The organism is Bacteroides caecicola (genome assembly GCF_023337095.1).
Lineage (GTDB): Bacteria > Bacteroidota > Bacteroidia > Bacteroidales > Bacteroidaceae > Phocaeicola > Phocaeicola gallinarum.
On record NZ_JAMBLM010000004.1, the window covers coordinates 110,890 to 136,412 of the forward strand.

Annotated in this window: 21 protein-coding genes; 13 read left to right on the forward strand and 8 right to left on the reverse strand. The window is 44.6% G+C overall.

Annotated elements, in window-relative coordinates:
• Positions 1–66 precede the first annotated feature (66 nt).
• Together M3085_RS05210 and M3085_RS05215 are read right to left on the reverse strand one after the other, a co-directional pair.
• Positions 67–1,263 carry an aminopeptidase C gene (locus tag M3085_RS05210; RefSeq protein ID WP_178256002.1) on the reverse strand — a complete coding sequence of 399 codons (1,197 nt, stop codon included), beginning with the start codon at positions 1,261–1,263 and terminating at the stop codon, positions 67–69.
• Between the two features lie 35 nt (positions 1,264–1,298).
• The gene (locus M3085_RS05215) at positions 1,299–2,690 is read right to left on the reverse strand and encodes an aminopeptidase P family protein (protein WP_249052459.1); all 1,392 of its coding nucleotides are present in this window, start codon (positions 2,688–2,690) and stop codon (positions 1,299–1,301) included.
• Positions 2,691–2,850: 160 nt separating this feature from the next.
• On the opposite strand from M3085_RS05215, the gene M3085_RS05220 reads away from it, so the two are divergent.
• Positions 2,851–3,705: a patatin family protein gene (locus M3085_RS05220; RefSeq protein WP_249052460.1), complete on the forward strand. Its 855-nt coding sequence runs from the start codon at positions 2,851–2,853 to the stop codon at positions 3,703–3,705.
• Positions 3,706–3,819: 114 nt separating this feature from the next.
• Here the strand turns inward: M3085_RS05220 and dinB are convergent, their stop codons facing one another.
• Positions 3,820–4,917 (reverse strand): DNA polymerase IV, encoded by a 1,098-nt coding sequence (dinB, locus tag M3085_RS05225; protein ID WP_249052461.1) that lies wholly within the window; start codon positions 4,915–4,917, stop codon positions 3,820–3,822.
• A gap of 110 nt (positions 4,918–5,027) precedes the next feature.
• Here dinB and M3085_RS05230 point away from each other — a divergent pair, with 110 nt between their 5' ends.
• The 3 genes from M3085_RS05230 to fmt all read left to right on the forward strand — a co-directional run bounded on the left by M3085_RS05230 (position 5,028) and on the right by fmt (position 8,455).
• Positions 5,028–5,591, forward strand: coding sequence for an L-threonylcarbamoyladenylate synthase (locus M3085_RS05230; protein WP_178256035.1), 564 nt, complete (start codon positions 5,028–5,030; stop codon positions 5,589–5,591).
• Positions 5,592–5,668: 77 nt separating this feature from the next.
• Complete coding sequence (locus tag M3085_RS05235; protein ID WP_178256006.1) at positions 5,669–7,468, forward strand: chloride channel protein; 1,800 nt, start codon at positions 5,669–5,671, stop codon at positions 7,466–7,468.
• A gap of 15 nt (positions 7,469–7,483) precedes the next feature.
• Positions 7,484–8,455: a methionyl-tRNA formyltransferase gene (gene fmt / locus M3085_RS05240; RefSeq protein WP_191709779.1), complete on the forward strand. Its 972-nt coding sequence runs from the start codon at positions 7,484–7,486 to the stop codon at positions 8,453–8,455.
• 33 nt (positions 8,456–8,488) lie between these two features.
• On the opposite strand, the gene M3085_RS05245 is transcribed toward fmt, so the two are convergent.
• Positions 8,489–9,250: a hypothetical protein gene (locus M3085_RS05245; RefSeq protein ID WP_249052462.1), complete on the reverse strand. Its 762-nt coding sequence runs from the start codon at positions 9,248–9,250 to the stop codon at positions 8,489–8,491.
• Positions 9,251–9,402: 152 nt separating this feature from the next.
• Between M3085_RS05245 and M3085_RS05250 the strand changes: the two genes are divergently transcribed.
• The 7 genes from M3085_RS05250 to glmM all read left to right on the forward strand — a co-directional run bounded on the left by M3085_RS05250 (position 9,403) and on the right by glmM (position 17,296).
• Positions 9,403–9,951, forward strand: coding sequence for an RNA polymerase sigma factor (locus M3085_RS05250; RefSeq protein WP_178256009.1), 549 nt, complete (start codon positions 9,403–9,405; stop codon positions 9,949–9,951).
• A gap of 3 nt (positions 9,952–9,954) precedes the next feature.
• Complete coding sequence (locus M3085_RS05255; RefSeq protein WP_249052463.1) at positions 9,955–11,259, forward strand: outer membrane beta-barrel protein; 1,305 nt, start codon at positions 9,955–9,957, stop codon at positions 11,257–11,259.
• Positions 11,260–11,362: 103 nt separating this feature from the next.
• Positions 11,363–12,028 (forward strand): ribulose-phosphate 3-epimerase, encoded by a 666-nt coding sequence (gene rpe / locus M3085_RS05260; RefSeq protein ID WP_178256011.1) that lies wholly within the window; start codon positions 11,363–11,365, stop codon positions 12,026–12,028.
• A complete protein-coding gene (locus M3085_RS05265; RefSeq protein WP_249052464.1) occupies positions 12,025–13,623 on the forward strand; it encodes a ComEC/Rec2 family competence protein in 1,599 nt (532 codons plus the stop codon). Before rpe ends, M3085_RS05265 begins: the two co-directional genes overlap by 4 nt.
• Positions 13,624–14,097: 474 nt before the next feature.
• Entirely contained in the window at positions 14,098–15,135 is a 1,038-nt protein-coding gene (locus M3085_RS05270; protein WP_204499151.1) for a DHH family phosphoesterase, read from the forward strand.
• Between the two features lie 85 nt (positions 15,136–15,220).
• Positions 15,221–15,889: a DUF4827 domain-containing protein gene (locus tag M3085_RS05275; RefSeq protein WP_249052465.1), complete on the forward strand. Its 669-nt coding sequence runs from the start codon at positions 15,221–15,223 to the stop codon at positions 15,887–15,889.
• A gap of 21 nt (positions 15,890–15,910) precedes the next feature.
• On the forward strand, positions 15,911–17,296 hold the full coding sequence (gene glmM, locus M3085_RS05280; RefSeq protein WP_178256015.1) for a phosphoglucosamine mutase: 1,386 nt from the start codon (positions 15,911–15,913) through the stop codon (positions 17,294–17,296).
• A gap of 73 nt (positions 17,297–17,369) precedes the next feature.
• Here glmM and hemW read toward each other — a convergent pair whose 3' ends face one another.
• Positions 17,370–18,500 (reverse strand): radical SAM family heme chaperone HemW, encoded by a 1,131-nt coding sequence (hemW, locus tag M3085_RS05285; protein WP_249052466.1) that lies wholly within the window; start codon positions 18,498–18,500, stop codon positions 17,370–17,372.
• 130 nt (positions 18,501–18,630) lie between these two features.
• Between hemW and M3085_RS05290 the strand changes: the two genes are divergently transcribed.
• Both M3085_RS05290 and M3085_RS05295 read left to right on the forward strand, forming a co-directional pair.
• Positions 18,631–20,652, forward strand: a complete 2,022-nt coding sequence (locus tag M3085_RS05290; RefSeq protein ID WP_249052467.1) for a histidine kinase — start codon at positions 18,631–18,633, stop codon at positions 20,650–20,652.
• 5 nt (positions 20,653–20,657) lie between these two features.
• The gene (locus tag M3085_RS05295) at positions 20,658–21,416 is read left to right on the forward strand and encodes a LytR/AlgR family response regulator transcription factor (RefSeq protein ID WP_249052468.1); all 759 of its coding nucleotides are present in this window, start codon (positions 20,658–20,660) and stop codon (positions 21,414–21,416) included.
• A 275-nt stretch (positions 21,417–21,691) separates the two neighbouring features.
• On the opposite strand, the gene galK is transcribed toward M3085_RS05295, so the two are convergent.
• From galK to M3085_RS05310, 3 genes are all read right to left on the reverse strand, one after another.
• A complete protein-coding gene (galK, locus tag M3085_RS05300) occupies positions 21,692–22,846 on the reverse strand; it encodes a galactokinase (RefSeq protein WP_178256018.1) in 1,155 nt (384 codons plus the stop codon).
• Between the two features lie 100 nt (positions 22,847–22,946).
• Positions 22,947–24,293 carry an MFS transporter gene (locus tag M3085_RS05305; protein ID WP_191709773.1) on the reverse strand — a complete coding sequence of 449 codons (1,347 nt, stop codon included), beginning with the start codon at positions 24,291–24,293 and terminating at the stop codon, positions 22,947–22,949.
• 49 nt (positions 24,294–24,342) lie between these two features.
• Positions 24,343–25,437 (reverse strand): aldose epimerase family protein, encoded by a 1,095-nt coding sequence (locus M3085_RS05310; RefSeq protein ID WP_249052469.1) that lies wholly within the window; start codon positions 25,435–25,437, stop codon positions 24,343–24,345.
• Positions 25,438–25,523 lie beyond the last annotated feature (86 nt).

Sequence of the window (25,523 nt, forward strand, 5' to 3'; positions counted from 1 at the left end):
TTGATTCTGCTATTTATTTTGCAGAATCAACCGTTTTATTATTTGTAATGGGTCTATTTAAGGTAATTATAAGCCCAATTTCTTAGCGATGTGAGCCGGAATAGCATCTTTGTGAATCAAGATATTCATGGTTTTGTATTTGGCAAATGTTTTCGAAGCATACCAGATGCCTTTGTATTTGCCTGCCTTACCCCATGAGTTCTTTACCATGTAGTATTCTTTGCCGTTCTGGTCTTTAGCCAAGCCGTAGATAAGCATACCGTGGTCGTCGGTTGTTTCCCAGTTGTCGAATGCTTCCTGACGCATTTCCTGTGTTACTTCGATTTCGGGAAGCGGTTTGCTGGTCAGCTCTTTGCGTTTGTCAGCTTTGCTCAGTCCCAACCAATGCGCCATGTCAGAACCCGTAAGCTCTGCACCTTTTGCCACGTTCGGGCATACGGCGATACCGTCGCGGGTAAATCCGTCTTCGCTTACGTCAGCTCCCCAAGCAAATGTATAGCCATTGTTTACGGCGTTATCCATAACCTCCATCAGTTCGTCGATAGGAAGATTATATGACAAGGCGTTGCGCCAGTTGTCTTGCACTTCGATGAAGAACTGCGTATAGAACGGATGATGTGAGTATGAGGTCAGAGATACGTAATCATCGGGGTTCAATCCCAAAACGTTATCGGCAAACGTTCTCGGCGTATAAGTTTTGCCTTTATAGGTAAACTCTTTCGGACATTCGCCCAAATACGTGTCATAGATGGCGCAAAGTCCGTTCTTCCATACCGGAGACAACTTGCTGTGACGGCCTTTTCCGATGGCTTCTACATAAGCGCCGGCTACGGCATCCAGTTCATTGTGGTTAGGCAGTGAGTCGCCGTACATAATGCCCGGCATTGCTTCTTGCGGAACCATACCATACTTTTCGTAGCAAACCAAGATGTCTTCAAAACTTCCTCCCGGCGAGAAAGAAGCATCACCGTGATAACGCACGTAGTTTGCTCCGCGTTCTTCCATTGTTTTATGTACTACAAACATTTCCGACAAATCAAACTCTCCTTTTCCTAAACGCAAGAGTTCTGATTCAAGGAAGCCTAATGTAGAAAACGACCAGCAGGTGCTTGACTGGTTTTGGTTCTTAATAGAAGTGATAGGGTTTTCTTTTACTGTGGTAAATACGAAACCTTCTTCTGTTGTTTTGTCTTTCTTAGGAGCTTCGGCATATACATTGCTGAAACAAAGACCTAACGCAGCGAGTGCAATCAGTTTATTCATTGGATATAAATGTTTATTAAGGTATTATTTATTAGTTATTCATTCATAATGGTTTCTACTTCGTCGATGGTAATGGGGATATGCTTTTCGCCCGTAAAGCGTGAACCATCGGCGGTGATAAGTATATCGTCTTCCAACCGGATTCCACCGAAATCTTTAAAGGTTTCAATGCGGTCGAAGTTCAGGAATTCAGTGTGCAGCTTTTCTGCCTTCCACTTATCAATGAGTGCGGGGATGAAATAACAGCCCGGTTCGTCGGTGATTACGAAACCTTCTTGCAGGCGGCGTCCCATCCGCAGTGAGGCGAGTCCGAATTGCGTAGAGGGTTGTACTTCATCGTCGTAGCCCACGTAGCATTGTCCGAGGTCTTCCATGTCGTGAACGTCAAGCCCCATCATGTGTCCCAGTCCGTGGGGGAGGAACAAGGCATGTGCTCCGGCTGCCACCGCCTCGTCTACATCGCCTTTCATCAGTCCCAAATCTTTCAGTCCTTGTGCCAAAACTTTGCAGACTTCCAAGTGAACCGATTTGTAAGTCACGCCCGGACGAGCCAGCTCCAACGCCTTGTCATGACAAGCCAGCACGATGCTGTAAATGTCTTTCTGCCGGGGAGTGAATTTTCCGCCCACGGGCACGGTACGTGTGTGGTCAGAACAATAATAGTTCATCAGTTCCGCTCCGGCGTCGGTCAGCATCAGTCTGCCTGCCTCCAGCGTATGGCTGTGGTCATGGTTATGAAGTGTTTGCCCGTTTTGTGTAAGAATGGTAGCAAAAGAAACCATCCGTCCGTACGACGAAGCGATACCGTCTAACACGCCGGCTATGTATTGTTCTGACACGCCCGGCTTACACAGGCGCATGGCAGCGGTGTGCATTTCGTAGCCCACGTTACAAGCCTTGTCGATTTCTGCTATCTCACACGGCTCTTTTACCGACCGCAGTTCCACCACCGCTTTTATCAACGGCAGCGAAGCGTGTTTTTTGGTCAGCGAAGCACGGATACCGGTCAGTTCTTCCAACAGCAACATGTTATCATATCTGTATGGAGGCAAGAAGTGAATCTTCCGTCGCAGCGAGAGAGCCTTGCTTACCGTTTCTTTCAGTTTGTCGAACGGAAAACTTTTCGCAACTCCCACCTGTGCGGCAAGTTCTTTCACACTGGGTTGCGGACCCATCCAGATGATGTCGTCCATGTCTACATCGTTACCGAAGAAATATTCTTCGCCGCTGTCTGCATCGATAATGCCTGCATAACCGGGATGAGAATGGCCGAAGAAATAAACAAACGAACTGTCTTGACGGAATTTATAAGTATTGTCCGGATAATTTGCCGGAGCTTCGTTGTTTCCCAATATAAGGATAATGCCGCTGCCCACTTTTTCGCGTAAAGCCTTGCGGCGTTTTTGATAAGTTAATGCGTCAAACATGGTTCCTTTTCTTTTATGTTACAATCGTATGATATTTCTTTCTTTTTTTGAAATGCAAATGTAACAAATAAATCAAAGATGTGGCGAGTTTGCAAGGAAAAATATATATTTGCGAAAACACGTATGTGTTTTCAACAGATTAAAACGGAGGACATGGGATATGGAAGTCGATTTTCAGAAAATGGGCTTGGTACTTGAAGGCGGAGGTATGCGCGGGGTGTTCACCTGCGGGGTACTTGATTATATGTTGGATTATAACATTGAGTTTCCTTATGCTGTGGGTGTGTCGGCGGGGGCGTGTAACGGCTTGTCTTACCTGTCGCGCCAGCGCGGAAGGGCGAAATACAGCAACATCGACCTGCTCGACAAGTACCATTACATCGGGCTGAAGCATTTGTGGTATCAGCATAGTATTCTTGACCAGCGTTTGCTTTACGAGATTTTTCCCGAAGAAATTCTTCCTTACGATTACGAAACTTATTTCAACAACCCCACACGGTTTGAGATGGTTACCACCAACTGTGTTACAGGGCGGGCGTGTTATCTGGAAGAAAAACACGATAAAGTGCGTCTGCTTGCCATCGCCAAAGCATCGAGCAGTCTGCCCTACGTTTGTCCTATTACGTATGTCGACGGCAGGCCGATGCTGGACGGAGGCATCGTCGACTCGATTCCCGTAGAACGTGCCATAGAGCAGGGGTATGCGTTTAACGTAGTGGTGCTCACCCGCAACCGGGGTTACCGCAAGACAGAGAAAGACATTCGTGTCCCACGGTTTGTTTACCGCCGTTACCCGCGTTTGCGGTTGGCGTTAAGCCGTCGGTGTGAAGCGTATAACAAACAGTTGGAGATGGTGGAACGCATGGAAGACGAAGGGCGTATTCTGGCTATTCGTCCGGAGCAGAAGGTAACGGTAAACCGCATTGAGCGGGACACCAAAAAACTGACGGCGCTGTACGAAGAAGGCTATGCTTGTGCGGAGCGGGTATTGGCGAAATATATAGCGTCGGAATAGTCTTTTGACAGCGTTAGACGGCGCCGGAAAACGCTACCGCTTGCGTACCTCGGTCCATCCCATAGCGTTGACAAGTTCTACCGCTTGCGTGCCCCGGTTCATCCCATAGCGTTTTTAATCGCTGAACGGAAGTTCCAGTTGTACCCATTGGGGTGTGTTAACATGCTGTCCGTCAGTGTCTTCTTTGGGATTCGATACCGAAAGCCCTATCAGACGCACGGGGTGATGTTCGTAATCCACTTCTTTTAGCAGCGTTTTGGCAAGCGGTAAAATCTCATCTAACGTGCGGAGGCTTTTCCGTGTGCTGAGGCTGCGCGTTATCTGCACGAAATCGTTGAACTTTATTTTCAGGGTAAGTGTCGTGCCGTTGAAGTCTTTCGCCTTCAGACGTTCTGTCAGTTCGCACGCCACGTGGTACAGCTCAATGATAACCGAACTTTTCAGGCTGATGTCTTTCTCCAGCGTATGTTCGCAGCCGATAGACTTACGTACGCGCACAGATTCTACCGGGCGGTTGTCTATGCCGCGGGCAAACTCATAATAGATATTTCCGGCTTTTCCGAACTGGCGTACCAGCATCTCGCGCGAACATTCACGCAACGTCTTCCCGTTATAAACCCCTAACAGATGCAGTTTCTTTGCCGTGACCGGACCTACGCCCCAAAACGATTCGATGGGCAGGTGGTCGATGAAGGCCTGTGCTTGGTCGGGGTGGATGGTGCAGAGTCCGTCGGGCTTGCGGTAATCGGAAGCAATCTTTGCCAGAAACTTGTTGTATGACACCCCTGCCGATGCCACCAAATGCAGCTCTTCCCGGATGCGCTGTTTGATTTCGCGTGCAATATCTACCGCCAGTTCGATTCCTTTTTTGTTATCTGTCACATCAAGAAACGCCTCGTCGAGCGAAATCGGTTCGATAAGATCAGTGTAATCGTGGAAAATCTCGTGTATTTGGCGCGATACACTTTTATAGACCTCCATTCGTCCTTCGATAAAAATCAGTTGCGGACAAAGTTTGATGGCCTTTTGTGAAGGCATGGCGGAACGCACACCGAACTTGCGTGCCTCATAGCTTGCAGCAGCTACTACGCCTCGCTTTTCGGCATGACCCACGGCTACGGGTTTTCCTCTCAGTTCCGGATTGTCCCGTTGCTCCACCGATGCGTAAAAAGCATCCATGTCAATATGGATAATTTTGCGTTTCGTATTCATGAAAACAAAATCCTTTCTGCAAAATTAATCAAACTTTCTTGGGCTATCCTAAAAATCCTTTGTACTTTTGCTTGCGTTTATATTAACTGTACCAATGTATAGTAGTTATGATGAAAGATGAGATTAAACGTGCATGTGAAGTCATGCAAAAGGGTGGCGTGATACTTTATCCTACTGACACAGTGTGGGGTATCGGATGTGACGCAACAAACGAAGAAGCCGTAAAACGAGTTTATCAGATAAAGCAGCGAGCAGACAGCAAGGCTATGCTGGTACTGGTGGACAGTCCTGTTAAGGTGGACTTTTATGTGAAAGACGTTCCGGGCGTGGCTTGGGATTTGATAGAGTTGACAACAAAACCTTTGACTATAATTTACGATGGAGCGCGTAATTTGGCTCCGAACCTGATTGCGGCAGATGGCAGTGTGGGTATCCGGGTTACTTCCGAGGCGTTTTCAAAAGAACTGTGTTTCCGCTTCCGCAAAGCCATTGTTTCAACTTCTGCCAACATCAGCGGACAGCCTGCTCCGGCGGTGTTTAGCGAAATAAGCGAAGAAATCAAGCAGGCAGTAGATTATGTGGTTGATTTCCGCCGTGAAGAAACCGGACATCCGAAGCCTTCTTCCATTATCAAGTTAGGCAAGGGAGGCGAAGTGAAGATTATAAGAGAATAAATGTTTGGCTTGTTTCTTCAGGAAACAAGCATCATCATCATGAGGTTGCCTTTATACATTATATATATAACACAATAATGAACATAGCTGACGAAAACAATAATTTACTTCAACGACTGTTGGTCTGGCGCGAGAAACATATCAAAGACAAACAATTTATTTTGATTTTAAGTTTCATCGTCGGAATCTGTACGGCACTGGCGGCGTATGTGTTGAAGTTTTTAGTAGAATATATTAAAGAATTTCTTACCGATAATTTCGATTCAACCGGAGCCAACTGGCTGTATTTGGTTTATCCGGTGGTGGGTATTTTTCTGACAAGTCTCTTTATCCGGAAAATAGTGCGCGATGACATCAGCCACGGAGTTACGAAAATCCTTTACGCTATCTCCCGCCGTCAGAGCCGCATTAAGCGTCATAACGTATGGTCGTCTATCTGTGCTTCGGCTATAACCATCGGTTTCGGTGGTTCGGTAGGAGCGGAAGCACCTATTGTGTTGACAGGCTCTGCCATCGGTTCGAACTTGGGCAGCATTTTCCGTATGGACCACAAGACACTGATGTTGCTCGTGGGATGCGGTGCCGCAGGAGCTGTATCGGGAATCTTTAAAGCCCCCATAGCCGGCTTGGTGTTTACGCTCGAAGTGCTGATGATTGACCTGACGATGGCATCGCTGCTTCCGCTGCTGATAACCAGCGTGACGGCAGCATCGCTTTCATACGTGCTGACGGGTACGGAGTCGATGTTTTATTTCCACTTAGACTATCCGTTTGCGATGGAGCGCGTTCCCTATGCCATCGCGCTGGGTGTTTTTTGCGGGTTGGTGGCTTGGTATTTCACCTGTTCTATGAACTGGATAGAAAATATTTTCCGCCGCTACTCTAATCCGTACGTGAAGTTTGTGATAGGAGGTACGATGCTGAGTATTTTAATCTTCCTCTTTCCCCCGCTTTACGGCGAAGGCTATGATACGATTTCGCTGTTGCTTAACGGAACCACTTCGGCAGACTGGGACACGGTGATGAACAATTCACTGTTTTACGGCAACGGGCATCTGTTGGTAATCTATTTGCTGCTGATAATCTTGTTTAAAGTATTCGCTTCCAGTGCCACGAACGGTGGAGGCGGTTGCGGTGGTATTTTTGCTCCGAGTTTGTTTCTGGGATGTATAGCCGGTTTCGTATTTTCGTATGTATGCAATGAATTCCATATCGGAAACACTTATATCCCTGAGAAAAACTTTGCGCTGATGGGAATGGCTGGTCTGATGTCGGGCGTGATGCACGCTCCGCTTACCGGTGTATTCCTTATCGCCGAACTTACCGGAGGATATGCCCTGTTCCTGCCGTTGATGATTGTTTCGGTGTGTGCGTATCTTACCATCATCATCTTCGAACCGCATAGTATTTATTCCATGCGTCTGGCAAAGAAAGGTGAACTGGTGACACATCATAAAGATAAGGCGGTACTGACTCTGATGAACATGGAGAGTGTGATTGAAACAGACTTTCAGGTAGTGCGCCCCGATATGGATTTGGGAGAGATGGTAAAAGCTATATCCAAATCAGGACGAAATCTGTTTCCGGTGGTAGATGTGAATAATGTTCTTTTGGGCATCGTACCCTTGAACGACATTCGCAACATCATCTTCCGGCAAGAGTTGTATCACCGTTACCGTGTTGAAAATTTCATGGTTACGCCCAAAGCGTGTATCAAAATCACAGATTCGATGGAAGAGGTGATGCGGAAGTTCGATGAAACCGGGGCATGGAATTTACCGGTTGTAGATGAAGAAGGAAGGTATAAGGGAATTGTATCTAAATCGAAGATGCTGACAGCATATCGTCAGGTATTGGTCGATTTATCTGCCGAATAAATAAATTTTTGTATCATGGAAAAGAAAGATTTGAGAATCGTATACATGGGAACTCCCGAATTTGCTGTTGAGAGTTTGAAGCGTTTGGTTGAGGGAGGATATAATATAGTAGGGGTGATCACAATGCCCGACAAACCGATGGGACGTCACGGCAGTGTGTTGCAACCCAGTCCGGTGAAGCAGTATGCCGTATCGCAAGGCTTGAAAGTGCTTCAGCCTGAAAAACTGAAAGACGAAAGTTTCGTGGCAGAGCTGCGCGAACTGAAAGCCGACCTTCAGATTGTGGTTGCTTTCCGTATGCTGCCCGAAGTGGTTTGGAACATGCCCCGTTTGGGGACGTTTAACCTTCATGCCTCATTGTTGCCCCAATATCGCGGAGCTGCTCCTATCAACTGGGCGGTTATCAATGGTGAAACAGAAACCGGCATTACAACTTTTTTCTTGAAGCATGAAATTGATACGGGAGAAATCATTGACCAAGTACGTGTTCCGATAGCCGATACAGACAATGTAGGCGATGTATATGAACGCTTGATGAATTTAGGCGGCGATTTGGTTGTAAAAACAGTCGACTCTATTCTTGACGGTAGTGTAAAGACTGTTCCGCAAGATAAATTGGCAGAAGGAGAAGTCCTGCGTCCGGCTCCTAAGATTTTCAAAGAAACCTGCCGCATAGACTGGAGTAAAGGCGTGAAACAAATTTATGATTTCGTGCGCGGACTGTCGCCTTACCCGGCAGCATGGACTGAACTCTGTCAAGGTAGCACTGCTCCTCAGGTATTGAAGATTTATGAAACCGATAAAATATTTGCCGAACATTCGTTTGAACCCGGAGCGGTTGTAACGGATAAGAAAACCTATTTCCGCATAGCCGTAACAGATGGCTATATAAACATCCGTTCCTTGCAACTCGCAGGGAAGAAACGGATGGGCGTGGCTGATTTCTTACGAGGCTATCATCATGAAGATGGAGCTGTGGTAAAGTAATCGTATTTTGAGCAAAATTAAAACGACAGGCTCTTATTTGTTGTTGCTGTGTATGCGGCTCGTATTGATTTCTTTTTGATTCAGAGTTTGACCTTTAGAGATTTCGCAAGTAGCGTGTGGGTTTGTTCCATTATTATAATAAACGCGGAAACCTTTAAAGGTTGAGTTCTGATATTCAGGAATACTGGACAGATTGAACGATACAACACTCCAAAACACATCTTTCTGCGAATCACCTTCTGCATTGTGGCGCAGCTCAACAGGCAACCATCCGTTTTCATCCAGTTTGCAGTCTTTATTCAGCAACAAGCTGAGGCGATGCGGCTTTTCTCGGTCATTTCCTTTTATGTAAACTTCAATGTTCAGGTGTTTTGCACTGATAGATATGCCTGTAATCTGAACCGGGTCATTTCCGAAATCGGTATCGTTCTCGCTTATCAATGAATCGTTACGGAGGTCGTTGGCATCTTTTGTCAAAACCTTATATAGTTCAACAATGTCTACAATGCGTTGCTCCCCGTCAGGCACCATAGCTTCCAAATCGCTGGCGGGCACACTCATTAAGACCCGTTGTCCGGTAGTATCCAGTTTGGCAGATGTAAAATAGCCCGGATTGGAAGGTACTAATATACCGTGCGAATCCGATTCTACCATTAGCCCATCTTCATTAATGACTGTTCCTAATGTCAGATAAAACAGTGATTTCGAATCATCTTCATTTAAATCGCAAGAAGAAATGATTGAACTGCATAATAACACACTTGCAATAAGATATATTTGCTTAAAGACTTTCATTGTATTTTATTTTTTTTGTCTCTAAAATAAGCTGAGACAGAATTTACTGCACTCTTTTGTGTTAAAACACATTAACAGAAGAAAAAGATGCTGTTACGTGCAGTATTTTTGCATTTGCATCATTTATAAACCAAAAGCACGAGACAAATAATATGACAGAAGAGGAACTGGCGTTGCAGTGTCAAAAGGCAGACACAAAGGCACAGAAAGAACTGTACGAAAGGTACGGGGGTGTGTTGTTTGCCATTTGTCTTCGTTACATAGGTAATAGGGAAGAAGCCGAGGATGTATTCCATGATGGATTTATCCGCGTGTTTCAATCTATAAAAAATCAATTTGCTTATCAAGGAGTAGGCTCGTTGAAAGCATGGTTGTCTCGTGTAATGGTTAATGAAGCGTTAGGATATTTGCGTAAAAAGAGCATACAGACCAAACAAGAAGTTTTGATGGATGAAATACCGGATACACAAATATCAGATGATGAAGATGTGAACAAGATTCCGCGTTCGGTATTATTGAAGTTGATTAGCGAATTGCCGGACGGGTATCGTACAGTGTTCAACCTTTATGTATTTGAAGAAAAAAGTCATAAAGAAATAGCAGCATTGTTAGGTATAACCGAACATACTTCTTCTTCGCAATTTTATCGTGCCAAAACTTTGTTAGCCAAGAAAATTAATGAATATCGAAAGAAACTATAAGTGATGGAAGACGAAAAGTGGATACAAAACATACGTAATCGGATGGACGATTATTCGGAACCACTGCCTCCCGATATGTGGAGAAAGCTGGAGAAGGATTTTAATGTCCCTAAGGTAATACCGTTATGGAAGCGGTGGCAATTTGTGGCTGCGGCAGCGATGGTAGCTGTTGTCTTTTCGGTAGGTGTATGGTTTTGGACTTCACCTATGGCTGATTCGTTAAGTGATAAAGGGAAGTTAGCCCAGCAAGAGGAACAGGCCGTATTGGAAGATAACAAACCTTTTATTCCGGTAAATGAATCTGAAAACTTAATATTGGCGAAAGCCGAAACAAATAAGGATGAGGAAGATATTGAATCGGTATCGTTGGTATCACAGAAGGTTTTGGAAGAAAACATTGTAGCTGCTCCGGAAGTAGTAAAGGAAGAAAACATTTATGCAGAACAGCCGTCGGAAATGCCTCAGTCAATGAATAAAGCCGACACGAAAGAAGATGATGAAACAGAAAAAAGGATGCAGCTTCTTCGTGCTACCCGTAAAGCGGACCGTGAACAAGTGAAACGTAATGCTTATTGGACCGAAAAGAATACTGACCGCAAGGAACAGAAATGGCAGATGGGACTTGCTGCCGGTAATACGCCGTATTCTTTTTCCAATTCGTTCGGCGGATTCGGACGTATGGTTTCACATGCTGTTAAGAGTAGTGCCGATGGTCTGCTGATGAATCCTTTGTCGAATGAAACCACGGCATATAACCAAGTATTATTCAATAACCGTGAACAGTCTTCGAAAACGGAAGTCCATCATCGTATGCCGGTAAGTGTCGGTGCATCCTTTAAATGGCTTTTAAATAAAGATTGGGCTATCGAAACCGGATTGTTCTATACCCTGCTGTCATCAAATTCCCATTCCGGCTCTGATTCTTATATGGAGGAAGAATGGAAGTTACATTACATCGGAATACCACTCAAAGTACATCGCTCACTTTGGCAGAACGAACGTTTTAATTTCTATGTTTCTGCAGGGGGGGCTGTTGAAAAATGCGTTTCAGGCAGCTTGGAAACTGTATATGTAACAGGAAGTAACGAGCATGAGAAGATTAATTCTTCTTTGGACGTCGATCCGTTGCAGTGGTCTGTGACAGGAGCCGTTGGTGCGCAAGTTAATTTCACACGCCAGATCGGGCTGTACATCGAACCGGGTATAGCGTATTATTTCGACGATGGCAGTGATATAGAGACTTTCCGTAAAGAGCATCCTCTGAATTTTAACTTGCAATTAGGACTGCGTTTTAGTTTTTCCAAGTAAATAGAAACAGACGAAATTATCGAATTAAGACTGAATTCTTTGCATTGTGATAAAATATCTTTATCTTTGAATCATATTAGATGATAAAGGTCAAAAGAAAGATATGGCGAAAGAAATAAAAGTCTCTCCTTCATTATTAGCTGCTGATTTTGCTGACTTGCGTGGAGAAATGGATAAAATTAATTCCAGCGAGGCTGATTGGTTACATTTGGATATAATGGACGGAGTGTTCGTTCCGAATATTTCATTTGGTTTCCCGGTTTTGAAATATGTTGCAGAACTTTGCAAGAAACCGCTCGATGTACATCTGATGATTGTACAACCGGAGAAGTTTATCCGTGAGGTTCGTGCATTGAATGCCATGATGATGAATGTGCATTACGAGGCGTGTCCGCATTTACATCGGGTAGTTCAGCAAATTAAGGAGGCAGGAATGAAAGCCGGGGTAACTCTAAATCCTTCCACGCCGGTTTCTTTGCTTGAAGATATTATAGAAGATGTCGATATGGTGCTGCTGATGAGCGTAAATCCGGGCTTTGGAGGACAGAAATTTATTCCGCATACCTTGCAGAAAGTACGCAGCTTGCGCGAACTTATAGCACGCAAAAATGCCCATGCGCTGATTGAAGTAGACGGAGGAGTCAATAACAATACTGCTCCGGAGCTGATAGAAGCGGGCGTAGATGTCCTTGTGGCGGGAAGCGCAGTCTTTAAAGCTCCAGATATGAAAGAGGCTATTCACCAACTTAAAATAATTAAAGGTAAGTGAGAACGATACCTCCGTTTGTCGCTTATCCGTTGTTCCGGTTGACTGTTTGGTTGGCAACCGGAATTTTTTTGTTCGATTCGATAGCGTCCGACTGCCTGCCGTGGACTTCGGTGGCGATGGCTTTCGGAGTTTCCGTATTGATTCTTTGCTGTTTTTATCGCACTTTCAAATATAAGTATCGCGCTTTGTTTGGTGTGTGTGGCTGCCTGTCATTCGTACTGCTTGGCGGAACTCTGGTTCTGAAAGAGCGGGAGGCTGTTTACTATCCGTGGGACGGAAGGAAACAAGTTTATTACGGAATGGTAGAAACGGTGCCCAGCCCCAAAGGTAAAACGTTACGGGCGGAAGTACGTGTAGCTTCTGTGTTTAATCCGGCCGACACACTTGGCGGGAGAGTTGTAAATCGCTCTGTGCTGCTCTACTGGATGCCCGACAGTCTTGTCCCCGCATTGCGCTGTGGCGATAGTGTTTGTTTTTATGCCCGTATTTCGCGTCCCGATTTCAAAGAAGCACGTTTTGATTATGCAGAATACCTCATGCGTAAAGGTATCAGTGGTACTGCGATGGCTTTTGCGGGAGACTGGCAGCGTTTGCCTAACCGCAGCGGGCTGACTTTCCGGCAAAAGGCTGCCGGAGTACAACGTCAGATAACGGATATGTATCGCAGGTGGGGACTTAAAGATGAAACATTGGCAGTGGTATCTGCGCTGACGGTGGGCGAGACCGATGGTTTGACTCCTGAGATCAAGGCTGTTTATAATGCTACCGGAGCAAGCCATGTGTTGTCTCTTTCCGGACTGCATGTGGGCATTTTGGCAGGTATGTTGATGTGCTTGTTCTATCCCTTCAGCCGGTTTCCGGTGGGGAAAAAACTCGTTTCCTGCCTGATCGTTGTTGCTCTGTGGGGATTCGCAGTCATGTCGGGGTTAAGTCCGTCGGTAGTACGTGCCGTAGCCATGTTCTCGCTGTTCATTTTCGCTTCGTTGGTTACATCAGAGCGCTTTTCGGGTTTTCTTACGCTTACGCTGACGGCATTTCTGATGCTGCTTTACCAGCCGTTTTATCTGTTTGATGTCAGTTTTCAACTTTCGTTTGTGGCAGTGCTTGCCATACTTTGTTTTTATCCGGTATTTTCCGGTTGGTGTCCGCTTCGTTCAAAGCCCTTTCGCTATGTATGGAATCTGTTGTCACTTTCTTTGGCTGCCCAATTAGGGACACTGCCTTTCGTGCTTCATTATTTTGGAACATTTCCTACTTATTTCTTGCTGGCTAACTTGCTTGTATCTCCCTTGTCGGTCTGTATTTTGGGCTGCGCATTGGGGGCAATTCTTCTGTCGGTTGTTTTTCCTTTTGGGGGAATGTGGGCAGTAAAGGCGTTACAGTTTTCTACCGTAGCCCTGAACGATTCGATGGCTTGGATTCAGCAACTCGCCGGTTCTCAAATTACTTCTTTTTATATCTCCGCTTTCCAGTCGTTAGCCTTATGCGCGTGTATGGCTTTCTTCTATGCCTATTGGTATAACCGGAAAGCCTCTTGCCTTGTCGGAGCACTGGTTGCCCTGAATGCTTTTGCGGCAGGAAATGTGTTCGCCTGAGCGGGTGGTTTGATACCCGTTTTACGCTATGGGATGTTTTGCTCCGTTCATCCGCTAATGTTCATTGGTTCATCCCATAGCGTATAAGAACGTATGCGGATGTTTTTTTCGCCGTTTCATGTCCGGGTTTAAGAGCTTGTTTTTAATTTTGTTCGGCTTCAGAGCCTGTCGTTTCAATTTTGCTCTGCCTCAGTTTCTTAGAGACTGTTTTGAATTTATCGTGCGATGATTTGGGATGAGTTTTTGAGTCATTTTCACTTGTGTGATGAGGAAGATAGCGGGCTATCTGACGAAGAACAGAAGCGGAAAGGACCAAAAACTTGCCTAAAGCACACACGAAAATGAATACATCAAGCCCAGAAAACTTTTTGGAGAAATTCAGAACAGTTTCTAAAATTCTTTTCGGCGAAAAATGCAGTCGGCTCAAGAAATAATTCGTAATTTTGCTTCTTCATTATAGAATAAGAGAAAAATATGTTGTCAAAAGTTATATTACAAGCCAATATTGATAAGGTTGAAACCTATTTTAACCGCGCCGATAAAATAGTTATCGTAACCCACGTATCGCCGGATGGCGATGCTTTAGGCTCATCGTTGGGGTTATACCACTTCTTGAGCGGGCAGGGGAAAGACGTGCGCGTGATTGTTCCGAACGCTTTTCCTGATTTTTTGCGCTGGATGCCCGGTGCAAAAGACATTGTGCGCTACGATAAATATTCCGATTTTGCCGATAAGCTGATAGCCGAAGCAGACGTGATTTGCTGCCTCGACTTCAATGCTTTGTCACGCATCGATGCCATGGCAGAGTCTGTAAAGGCAGCCGAAGGGCGGAAAGTGATGATAGACCATCATTTAAATCCCGAACCGTTCTGTCGGGTCACGATTTCGCACCCCGAAATCTCTTCTACTTCCGAACTGATATTCCGGCTGATTTGCCGCATGGGATGTTTTGACGACATTACCCGTGAAGGAGCCGAATGTATCTATACGGGGATGATGACCGACACCGGAGGCTTTACATATAATTCGAACGACCGTCAGATTTATTTCATCATCGGTGAACTGCTGTCGAAAGGGATTGATAAAGACGAGATTTACCGTAAGGTTTTCAATACGTATTCCGAGGGACGTTTGCGCTTGATGGGGTATGTGTTATACGAAAAAATGCAGGTATTCCCGCAGTTCCGCGCCGCGCTCATCTGGCTTACCAAAGAAGAGCAGGGCAAGTTCCATTACGTAAAAGGCGATACCGAAGGTTTTGTCAACATGCCTTTGCAGATGAAAGGCATTTGCTTTTCGGTTTTCTTGCGCGAAGATACTGAAAAACAAATGATAAAAGTGTCGCTCCGTTCGGTAGGGGCTTTCCCGTGTAACAAGGTGGCTGCGGAGTTTTTCAACGGAGGCGGACACTTGAATGCTTCCGGCGGAGAGCTTTACGGAACAATGGACGAAGCCATTGCGCTCTTTAAGCAGGCACTGGTTAAGTATGAAAGCCTCTTGTTGAAGAATTAATAATAAAATTCGTTATTTATTTTTTATCGTATATGTACTATATGAGGCAATTTATTACTTTTGTCGCCATAAAATAAAAAGAAGCATGAAGAAAATACATTTACTGATATTGTTTGCCGTTTGTGCAGGTTTTTTCGTTTTTCAGAGTTGCGATAACAGCAAGACTTATGCCGAGATGGAGGAAGAAGAACGTGACGCCATCAACCGTTTTAAGAATGAACTTACCGATTCAATCGGCGCTACATTTATCAGCGAAGACCAGTTCTTGGCACAAGACTCTACCACCGGAGCAAATGAATTTGTTTTGTTCGACGAAACCGGAGTGTATATGAACATCGTAACACGCGGCGACGGCGAGGTGTTAGGAGAGGGAACACACAATATATTGACACGCTTTGTCGAGATAGCGTTAAGCAACAACGATCAGGTAGGATGTTCGGTGGGCGATACGCTGGCTATAAATTGGGGAGTTTATTCCTCCTATTCTCAGCCGGATGAGATTCGCGTGATGATTAGCGGAAGTTCTTATTCCGGTTCTTTTGTGGGCAATTCGGTAATCTATGACACTCACAATTCGGTAGCCGTACCTTCAGGCTGGTTGCTCCCGCTGCGTTATTTGAAACTGGTACGTACCACCGATTCAGAAAAGATATCCCGTGTCCGTCTGATTGTTCCCCACAGCGAAGGAACAAGTACGGCTATCTCGGCGGTGTATCCGTGTTACTACGAAATAACTTATGATTTGGTAAAGTAAACCAATAGGAATCTAATAAATATGACACTGATTAAATCTATTTCCGGCATCCGCGGAACGATTGGCGGACATGCAGGCGAAGGACTGAATCCTTTGGATATTGTGAAATTTACTTCGGCTTACGCTACACTTATCCGTAAGACCAGTAGTGTGAAGAGCAATAAAATTGTAGTAGGCCGTGATGCCCGTATTTCGGGTGAGATGGTGAAAAACGTGGTATGCGGTACGTTAATGGGGATGGGATTTGATGTAGTAAACATCGGATTGGCTTCTACCCCCACTACCGAGTTGGCCGTAACGATGGAAGGAGCATGTGGCGGAATTATTCTGACTGCCAGCCATAATCCCAAACAATGGAATGCTTTGAAGTTGCTTAACGAACGCGGAGAGTTTCTGAATGCAGCCGAAGGCAATGAGGTGCTTCGTATTGCCGAAGCAGAAGCGTTTGAATATGCCGACGTTGACCACATCGGTAAATATACAGAAGACAATACGTATAACCAGAAACATATCGACAGCGTTTTGGCATTGAAGCTGGTCGACGTGGAAGCTATCCGCAAGGCTAATTTCCGTGTCGCTATCGACTGTGTCAATTCGGTGGGCGGCATTGTTTTGCCTCAGTTGTTGGAGCAGTTGGGAGTACAGCATATAGAAAAACTTTACTGTGAACCTACGGGCGATTTTCAGCATAACCCCGAACCTTTGGAGAAGAATTTGGGAGATATCATGAGCCTAATGAAAGGCGGTAATGCCGATGTCGCTTTCGTAGTCGATCCTGATGTAGACCGTTTGGCTATGATTTGTGAAGACGGAACCATGTATGGCGAAGAATATACGCTGGTAACCGTTGCCGACTATGTGTTGAAACATACCCCCGGAAATACGGTTTCCAACCTCAGTTCTACCCGTGCCTTGCGCGATGTTACCCGTAAATACGGTATGGAGTACAACGCTTCGGCAGTAGGCGAGGTTAATGTGGTAACGAAGATGAAAGAAACACATGCCGTAATAGGTGGTGAAGGAAACGGCGGTGTAATTTACCCTGAATCGCATTACGGACGCGATGCGCTGGTAGGCATTGCACTTTTCTTGAGCCACTTGGCACACGAAGGTAAAAAAGTGAGCGAGTTGCGTGCTTCTTATCCGAACTACTTTATTGCTAAAAACCGTATCGATTTAACCCCCGAAACCGATGTGGATGCTATTTTGGCGAAAGTGAAAGAACTTTATAAGGATGAAGAGATAAATGACATCGACGGAGTGAAGATCGACTTCCCCGACAAGTGGGTTCATTTGCGCAAGAGCAATACAGAGCCGATTATCCGCGTTTATTCAGAGGCTTCTACAATGGAAGCGGCAGATGAACTGGGTAAACAGATTATGGATGTGGTTTACAGCCTGACATGAAAATAGGATAAACGGAAAAACGATATAAGGCGTATGGCAAAACAAACTGCCGTACGCCTTTTTTGTTGCCGGTTCATACCCACAGCAAATCACTCATGATGCCGTCGGAAATAAATATGCCTTTATCCGTAAGCCGTAAGATATTGTCAGATAATGATAATGTACCCTGTTTCAAATAAGGCTTTGCCATGCGCAGGCAATAGTCATATAACTCATTGCCAAAATCGTCTTTAAGCCGGACGAGCGACATTCCCCAACATGTTCGGAGCGTGGTAATCACGAAGTCATTGTAGCGCGTATAACGGTCTAAAACCTCTTTTTCGCTCACGCTATTGTTGTTTTCCGATATGCCTTCTATGTATTTGTTTAGCGAAGCAACATTCCATTGACGCGACGAGCCGTTGTAAGAATGTGCAGATGCTCCACATCCCAAATACTTTTTCCCCGTCCAATAACTTGAATTATGTTTGGAATGGAATCCCGGCAAGCAGAAATTTGATATTTCATAGTGTACATAACCGTTTTCTTTCAGCCGATGAATCAGTTGGGTGAAAAGATTCAGACTTAAATCTTCATCTGCTTCTGCCACACGGTGTTGCTCGCGCAGCGTCCATAGCGGAGTTCCTTCTTCGTAGATGAGATGGTAAGCCGATATATGTTCCGGATTCAAGCGGACAGCCTGCTGTAAATCTCTTTCCCAACTTTCGGTTGTTTCTCCCGGAAGCCCATACATCAAGTCGATACTGATGTTCTTAAATCCGGCTTTCCTACAATTCTCAAAGGCTTCGATAGCCTGTTGTGCCGTATGTCGCCTGTTTAACAGCTTCAATGTTCGGTCATCGAACGTTTGTATTCCCATGCTCAGCCGGTTGAAAGGCAACTTGCGTAACATGTCAATATACGCCGGAGTCAAATCGTCCGGATTGGCTTCGAGCGTCACCTCGGCCTCGTCTGATACCTGATAGTTTGCATCTATTGTATGAAAAACCTGCTCAAACAGTTCTTCGTTAAGCTGCGACGGAGTTCCGCCACCCCAATAAATGGTTTCTATCTGTTCTCCTTCCAAGTAATCTTTTCGGATTTCCAGTTCCCGGCAGAGTGCGTCAATGTATTGGGGCATTAGGTTACTCTGAGTGGTCGAAAAAAAGTCGCAATAAATACAGCGCCGTTTGCAGAAAGGGATATGAAGATAAATACCAGCCATAAGATTGATTGTTTTTTGCAAAGGTAAGTCTATTTTTCAGATATTTGCGAGAAGCCGGACTAAATAAAACAGGACACTTTTTTGCTTCTTTGTTCATTTTATTTAAATTTGTTGACAAATCAATGCCGATATGAAACTGCATACAATACTCTTTGTGTTAATAGGATATTTGGTTGTCCAGTTTTTGATAGTAGGTTGTGCGCGTTCCGAAAAAGACTTTCGAGACGGAAAGAGTCAGGCTTTTATGACGCTGATAGGCGATTCCGTGTCGAAAAATCCCGCGTGGGTTTGTAAGCAGGCAGACAGTTTGTTGGCTTCTGAAACCGACAGCTTTGATTATTATCAACTGTTGATGCTGAAAGCAAAGGCACTGATGTTTTTATCTGTTTCCGATTCTACGATGTGTTATCTGGATAAGATAGAAACTTATTGTGAAAAAGCGAACCGGACTCCAGAAGTGATACAGTTATGTGCAGAAGCATGGAATGTCAGGGGAAATGTATATTCACGTATCAAGGCCTCTGCCGATTCTGCTGTCTGGGCATACCGGAAAGCCTACGGATATGCGATGCAAATAAAAGGCAAGACGTTCGTTCCCGATATTTGCTTGAATTTGGGAGATGCTTATGTCCGCTTGGCGCGTTACGATGAAGGTTCTTATTGGTATCGGTATGCCTTATCGGTTTTCGATTCTTTGAGAATCCCTGAAGAAAAGCGTTTTCCTGTTTATTATGGGTTGGCCCAAGTTAATATGGAGCTTCGCTATTTTTCTAAATGCGATTATTATTACGATTTGGCTTATCGTTTTTATGACCGTATGCAGCCGTTCGAGAAACATATTTATTTGAATAACAGGGGCAACTCGTATTATTTCCGCGAAGACTATGAAACGGCTTTGAAGTATTTCCGCCGTTCTTTGGAACTTTCTAACCAATATCCCGGAATGGAGTTCGAACGGAATCTGACGATGATTAATCTGGGTGAGGTGTATTTGTTGTTGAATCGTACCGATTCGGCAGAATATTATTTGAGTCGCTGTTATGATTTCTTTCATTCTATCGGAAACATCAGTGCGCTTTATTACATTGATACCCAACTGATAGAGCTTGCTCTGAAGCAAGGCAACCTTGAGCTGGCGTCCCGGAGACTGAAAGAGGCGGTTAAGCCTGAGCATATTGACCCGAACATGGTGCATATCCGGAACCGCTATTTGCAACATTATTATGCTGAGAAGGGAGACTTTAAGCAGGCTTACCATTATCAGTCGGAAAACCAGCGTATCGATGACTCCACACGAAACGAATGGATTAAGATGAGGGTTATGGAGATAGCCTTGCAGTATAGCAGAGACAGCACGCTGATGAAGAAAGAAATATCCATCCGGGAGAAAGAAAACCAAGTGCTCCGGTTACATCAATGGCTGTACGCTGCCATTTCAGGAGTTCTATTGCTTGCCATTTTGATTCTTGTTATCAGGCGGAAACGTGACCGCGAGCGTTGGCGGATGCAAACCGTTATGACTTCGTTGCGTTTGGCAAATGTGCGTAGCCGTATTTCTCCGCATTTTATATTTAATGTCTTGAGCCGCGAAGTAAACCTTCACTCTAAAGCGGAAAAAGACGATGGAAACCTGATGGGGCTGATAAAACTGCTTCGCCGCAATCTGGAAATGACCGACAGTGTGTCGGTTTCGCTTGCCGATGAACTTGATTTTGTTTCTACATACATCCAGTTGGAAAAAGAGGTTTTGGGCGAGCAGTTTACGTATGTTCAAGATATAGATAAGGATATTGATTTGGCAACGGTTCATGTGCCTTCTATGTTAATTCAGATTCCCGTAGAGAATGCTATCAAGCATGGACTTCGGACGAAGCAGGGGAAACGATTGCTGAATGTGCAGATTAGGTGTGGCGGTGAGGCGGTTGAGATTATTATTCGCGATAATGGGGGAGGTTACCGCGAGAAAAGTCTGAATCAAGGAACCGGAACGGGAATGAAAGTTATTACGCGGACCATCCAGTTGCTCAATTACTATAACCGTACTCCGATAACTATGTGTATCGGTAATGTACCAATGGACGATGGAGAAACGGGGTGTGAAGTGCGCTTTGTCGTTCCCCTTGATTATTCTTATCAGTTAAACAAAAGATGATTAATATGGAAAATCTGAAAACTGTTATTGTTGACGATGATGAGAGCTCTGTTGACAACTTGTGTTTTGAGTTGAAACATTATGATTCGATATCTGTGGAGGGGATAGCTCACACAGGGATTGCCGGAATCAAGCTGATAGAGAAAATAAAACCCGATTTGGTTTTTCTTGATGTAGAACTGCCCGACATGTTAGGTATGGATGTGATTATGAAATTGCGTGAAGGGCTGTCATGGAGCATGAGAATCGTGTTTTATACGGCTTATAGCAAATATATGATTGACGCTCTGCGCAATTATGCTTTCGATTTTTTGTTGAAACCGGTTGATAGAAAAGAACTGGAAGTGGTATTGTCGCGCGTGAAAACACAAAAGAAAGAAGATATGTTTCCTAACCGTATCGGAGTTTTTTCGGTGGATAGTGAGAAACCTTTTATGCTGGTTACGCCGACGGGCGACTTGCGCGTGCTGCGTGCTTCTGACATTGGCTATTTCCGTTACCAGTCTGCACGGAAATCATGGGAGGTGGCATTGACAAACGGTACATTTATTTCGCTTCGGCGTAATACGTCTGCCGAACAACTGTGCGCTTACGATGAACAATTCGTTCAGATACACCAGTCATTCATCATAAACCTGAGCTACCTGCTTATGGTTCAAGATAACCGTTGTGTTATGTATCCGCCGTTCGATGCTCCATCCGAAGATTTAATCGTATCAAGAAAGTACCGGAAAGAAATGATGAAGCGTTTCTTCCAGCTTTAAACGCTCCCTGCAACGGCTTGAAAATTCTACCCATAGGACGGGCAAGTTCTATGGGTAGGAATGGGCAACTCATCCGCATGAAATGGGCAACACTAACGGTTGCGTTTTACGGGATAAACTGCTGTCGGGTTATCCTTTTCTTTGTGCTTGATTATCAGGTTGTAACAAATATTATCGGCTTTTGTCCCTTGCCGGAAAAAATAAAGCCAACCTCGGTTGAAGGTTGGCTTTACAGATTCTATATGGTTATTCTTTAAACGTTCTTCCAAAACGGTTTAGCAGATTTTCCGTGAACCGTCTCCGATAACTACATCGTAAACTTTCGGGCTGCGGCCGAATTTTTCTTTGAAGCGTTCTTTAGCCGTTGTAATGAAAGTTTCATAGAGTTCGTTTTTCACCAAGTTGATGGTACAACCACCGAAGCCGCCTCCCATTACTCGTGAACCTGTTACGCCACAGTCGAAAGCAATATCGTTTAAGAAATCAAGTTCTTCGCAGCTAACTTCATACAGTTTGCTCATGCCGTGATGAGTTTCATACATCTTCTGACCTACAGTTTCATAGTCACCTTTTTCCAGCGCATCGCAAACGTCAAGCACCCGTTGGATTTCCTCGATAACATATTCAGCACGTTTGTAATCTTCTTCAGACACATTTTCTTTTACTTCGTTAAGCATTTCCATTGTGCAGTCTCGTAAAAATTCTACGTGCGGATGGTTTTTCTGTATGGCTGCTACTACGGCTTCGCAACTTTGGCGGCGTTTATTGTAAGCAGAAGAAGCCAATTCGTGTTTTACAACCGAGTCGACAAGAACCAAGCGGTAGCCGTCCGGTTTGAACGGATAGTATTGATATTCCAAAGAACGGCAGTCTAAGCGGATTAATTTGCCGGCTTTACCGAATACAGAAGCAAATTGGTCCATGATACCGCAGTTTACACCACAGTAGTTATGTTCGGTAGCTTGTCCTACTTTAGCTAATTCGAATTTATCAATTTTGTTGTCTCCAAACAAATCGTTCAAGGCATAGGCGAAAGTAGACTCTAATGCAGCAGACGACGACATACCTGCTCCCAATGGAACATCGCCGGCAAATGCGGTATTGAATCCCTTAACGTCAACTCCTCTTTTAATCATTTCGCGGCATACACCGAATATATAGCGTGCCCAGCTTGCTTTGGGTGCATCTTCTTCGTTTAATCCGAATTCAACGTAATCTTTTAAATCAATAGAATAAGCGCAAACCTTATCTTTACCGTTGGGCTTGATTTCAGCCATCATACCTTTGTCAACCGCGCCGGGAAATACGAATCCACCATTATAATCCGTGTGTTCGCCAATCAAGTTGATACGTCCCGGTGAAGCATATACTGAGCCTGTTGTACCGTCAAAATGTTTAATAAAGCGGCTTCTTACAAATTCTATGTCCATAATGATAAAAGTTTAAAGGTTAATATTTCAAATGAGTGAAAACAAAAATGAAGAATGAAGAGCCTGTTTTTGATTCTCCATCCTTCATTTTTTATGATTCTTAATCAACTGGTATGTCTTTGTTAACGTTCTTGCATCCAATCAGTCCGTAATACAGCAAGTAAGCAAGCATGGCGATGATTAACCAGTAGCTTGGCATGTATCCTAATGAATCGGAGATGAATTGTTGGAGAAGCGGGAAGATACCTCCGCCCACAACCATCATCATAAAGATACCCGAAGCCTGAGCGGTATATTTACCTAATCCTTCTACAGCCAAGTTAAAGATTCCTCCCCACATTACCGAAGTGCATAAACCACATAACACAAGGAACAATGCGCTCAAAGGTACTGATGCCATTTGGAAACCATTGTCAGCGCTATATCCCGGCATAGAGATGGTTACTTCTTTCGGAGTGAAAATAGCAATCAGAATAAAAATGATAGCCGTTGCAGAAGCTACGATTAACTGAGTGCGGCTTGATACTTTACCGCTGATAATACTACTGGTCAAACGTCCTACAAGCATTAACAGCCAATAGATAGCTGCAATGGCACCACCGATGGCTGCACCATCTGTAAGCAGGCCGGCTCCTCTTTCGGTCGGGTCTGCCAAGTAGAAGTTCAATGTACCCGGAATACCGATTTCAATACCTACATATACGAAGATACAGAAAACGCCCAATACCGTATGGCGGAAGTTCCACGGAGAGTGAGAGAATTTTTCTTCTTTTACAGTCTCTCCTTTCTTACGCATGTGAGGTTCGGGGATGCTGACGAATGAAATCACGATGAAAGTGAAAGCAAATACGCCCATCGCAATGAACAGCAGCGGAGCAACGTCTGACATGGCTGTGTTGGGTGTAACTGTACCGATTAGCACACCTACAAACAGCGGAGTCAATGTACCCGACAAAGAGTTAAGCGCACCTCCTGTTTGGATAAGCTGGTTTCCTTTGTTTCCGCCGCCACCCAGCAAGTTCAGCATGGGGTTAACCACCGTGTTAAGCATACATACACTGAAGCCGCAGACAAACGCTCCTAACAGATAGATGATGAAATTCAGCTTAATGGCATATTCTCCCAAAGCAAAAACATCGGTATCTGCACCGAATAAGCTGGACAAATATTGTATGAGCAGGCCGATAAAACCTACTGCAATGGCGGTTAACGCCGTTTTCTTGTAACCGATTTTAACCAACATGTTTCCTGCCGGTATACCCATAAACAGGTATGCAAGGAAGTTCATCATGTTTCCCATCATACCTAACGTGTTGGCTCCTGCATATTGGTTTTTCCAGATAGTACCGAACGGAGCAGCCAGATTGGTTACGAAAGAAATCATCGCAAAGAGGAAGAACATGGTAACGATTGCGATGACGTTACCGTTCTGTTTTTGTTGATTCATGGTTGTTAGTAATTGTAATAAAGTTTATAAATTAGGTTAGTGTTATCTATTATTTTTCTACTCCGAACTTGTATATGGTTACTTGGTGGTAGGTGTCTCCTGCATTTAATACGACAGAGGGGAAATGACCTTTGTTCGGAGTATCGGGGAAGTGTTGGGCTTCAAAGCAGATTGCACTTCTTCTTGGGAAAGTGGCTCCGTGATATCCGGGATAACCGGTTGCCCAGTTGTCGGTATAAACTTGTACGCCCGGTTCGGTAGTGTAAACCTCCAGTGTACGTCCGCTTTCCGGTTCTACACATTTTGCTGCAAATGTCAGAGTTCCGGCTTCTTCTTTATTTAATACATAGCAATGGTCATATCCGGCGCCGTTGATTAATTGTTGGAATGGTTCGTCGATACGGCTTCCCACGGTATGTGGCGTACGGAAATCCATCGGAGTGCCTTCTACTTTCAGAATTTCGCCTGTTGGGATAGACACGTCATCTATCGGCACATAGTAATCGGCATTGATGGTTACAATATTGTTTTCTATCGTAGGAGTAGGATTGTTTACTCCCGACAAGCTGAAAAATGCGTGGTTGGTAAGGTTGACAATGGTTTTCTTGTCGCAGATGGCTGTGTAAGTAATGATGATTTCATTTTCGTTGGTAAAGGTATAAACCACCGTAATGTCCAGATTTCCCGGAAAACCTTCTTCACCGTCTGCTGAAAGATAGTGTAGCGTAACGCTGTGAGCATTGGTCTGTTCTGCATCCCATACGCGGGCATGATAGCCGGTGGGACCGCCGTGAAGCGAATTGGGACCATTATTTACCGTCAGCGGATACTCTACGCCGTCTAATTTGAATTTTCCTTTGGCAATACGGTTTCCGTAGCGTCCGATAAGTGTACTCAAGAAAGGTTCGGGACTGTTGATTACCCCATCAATGGTATCGTGACTTTGAACTACATTCGCCAGTTTTCCGTTACGGTCGGGGACCATAATCGAAATAATGGCTCCTCCATAATTCGTAACAGCCACTTCAGCTCCGTTTTCGTTCGACAAGATAAATAGGTCGGTTTCTTTTCCGCCGATTGTTTTCTGGAAATCGGCTCTCTTCAAGCCGCTCAGATTGTTTTCTTTGTAGAATGTGTTATTCATATATTAATAAAATCTTTTTATTTACATGTGTCAAATTTTATGCAAATAAAAAGATTTTATTCAATATACCCAAACATTTGAGTAAA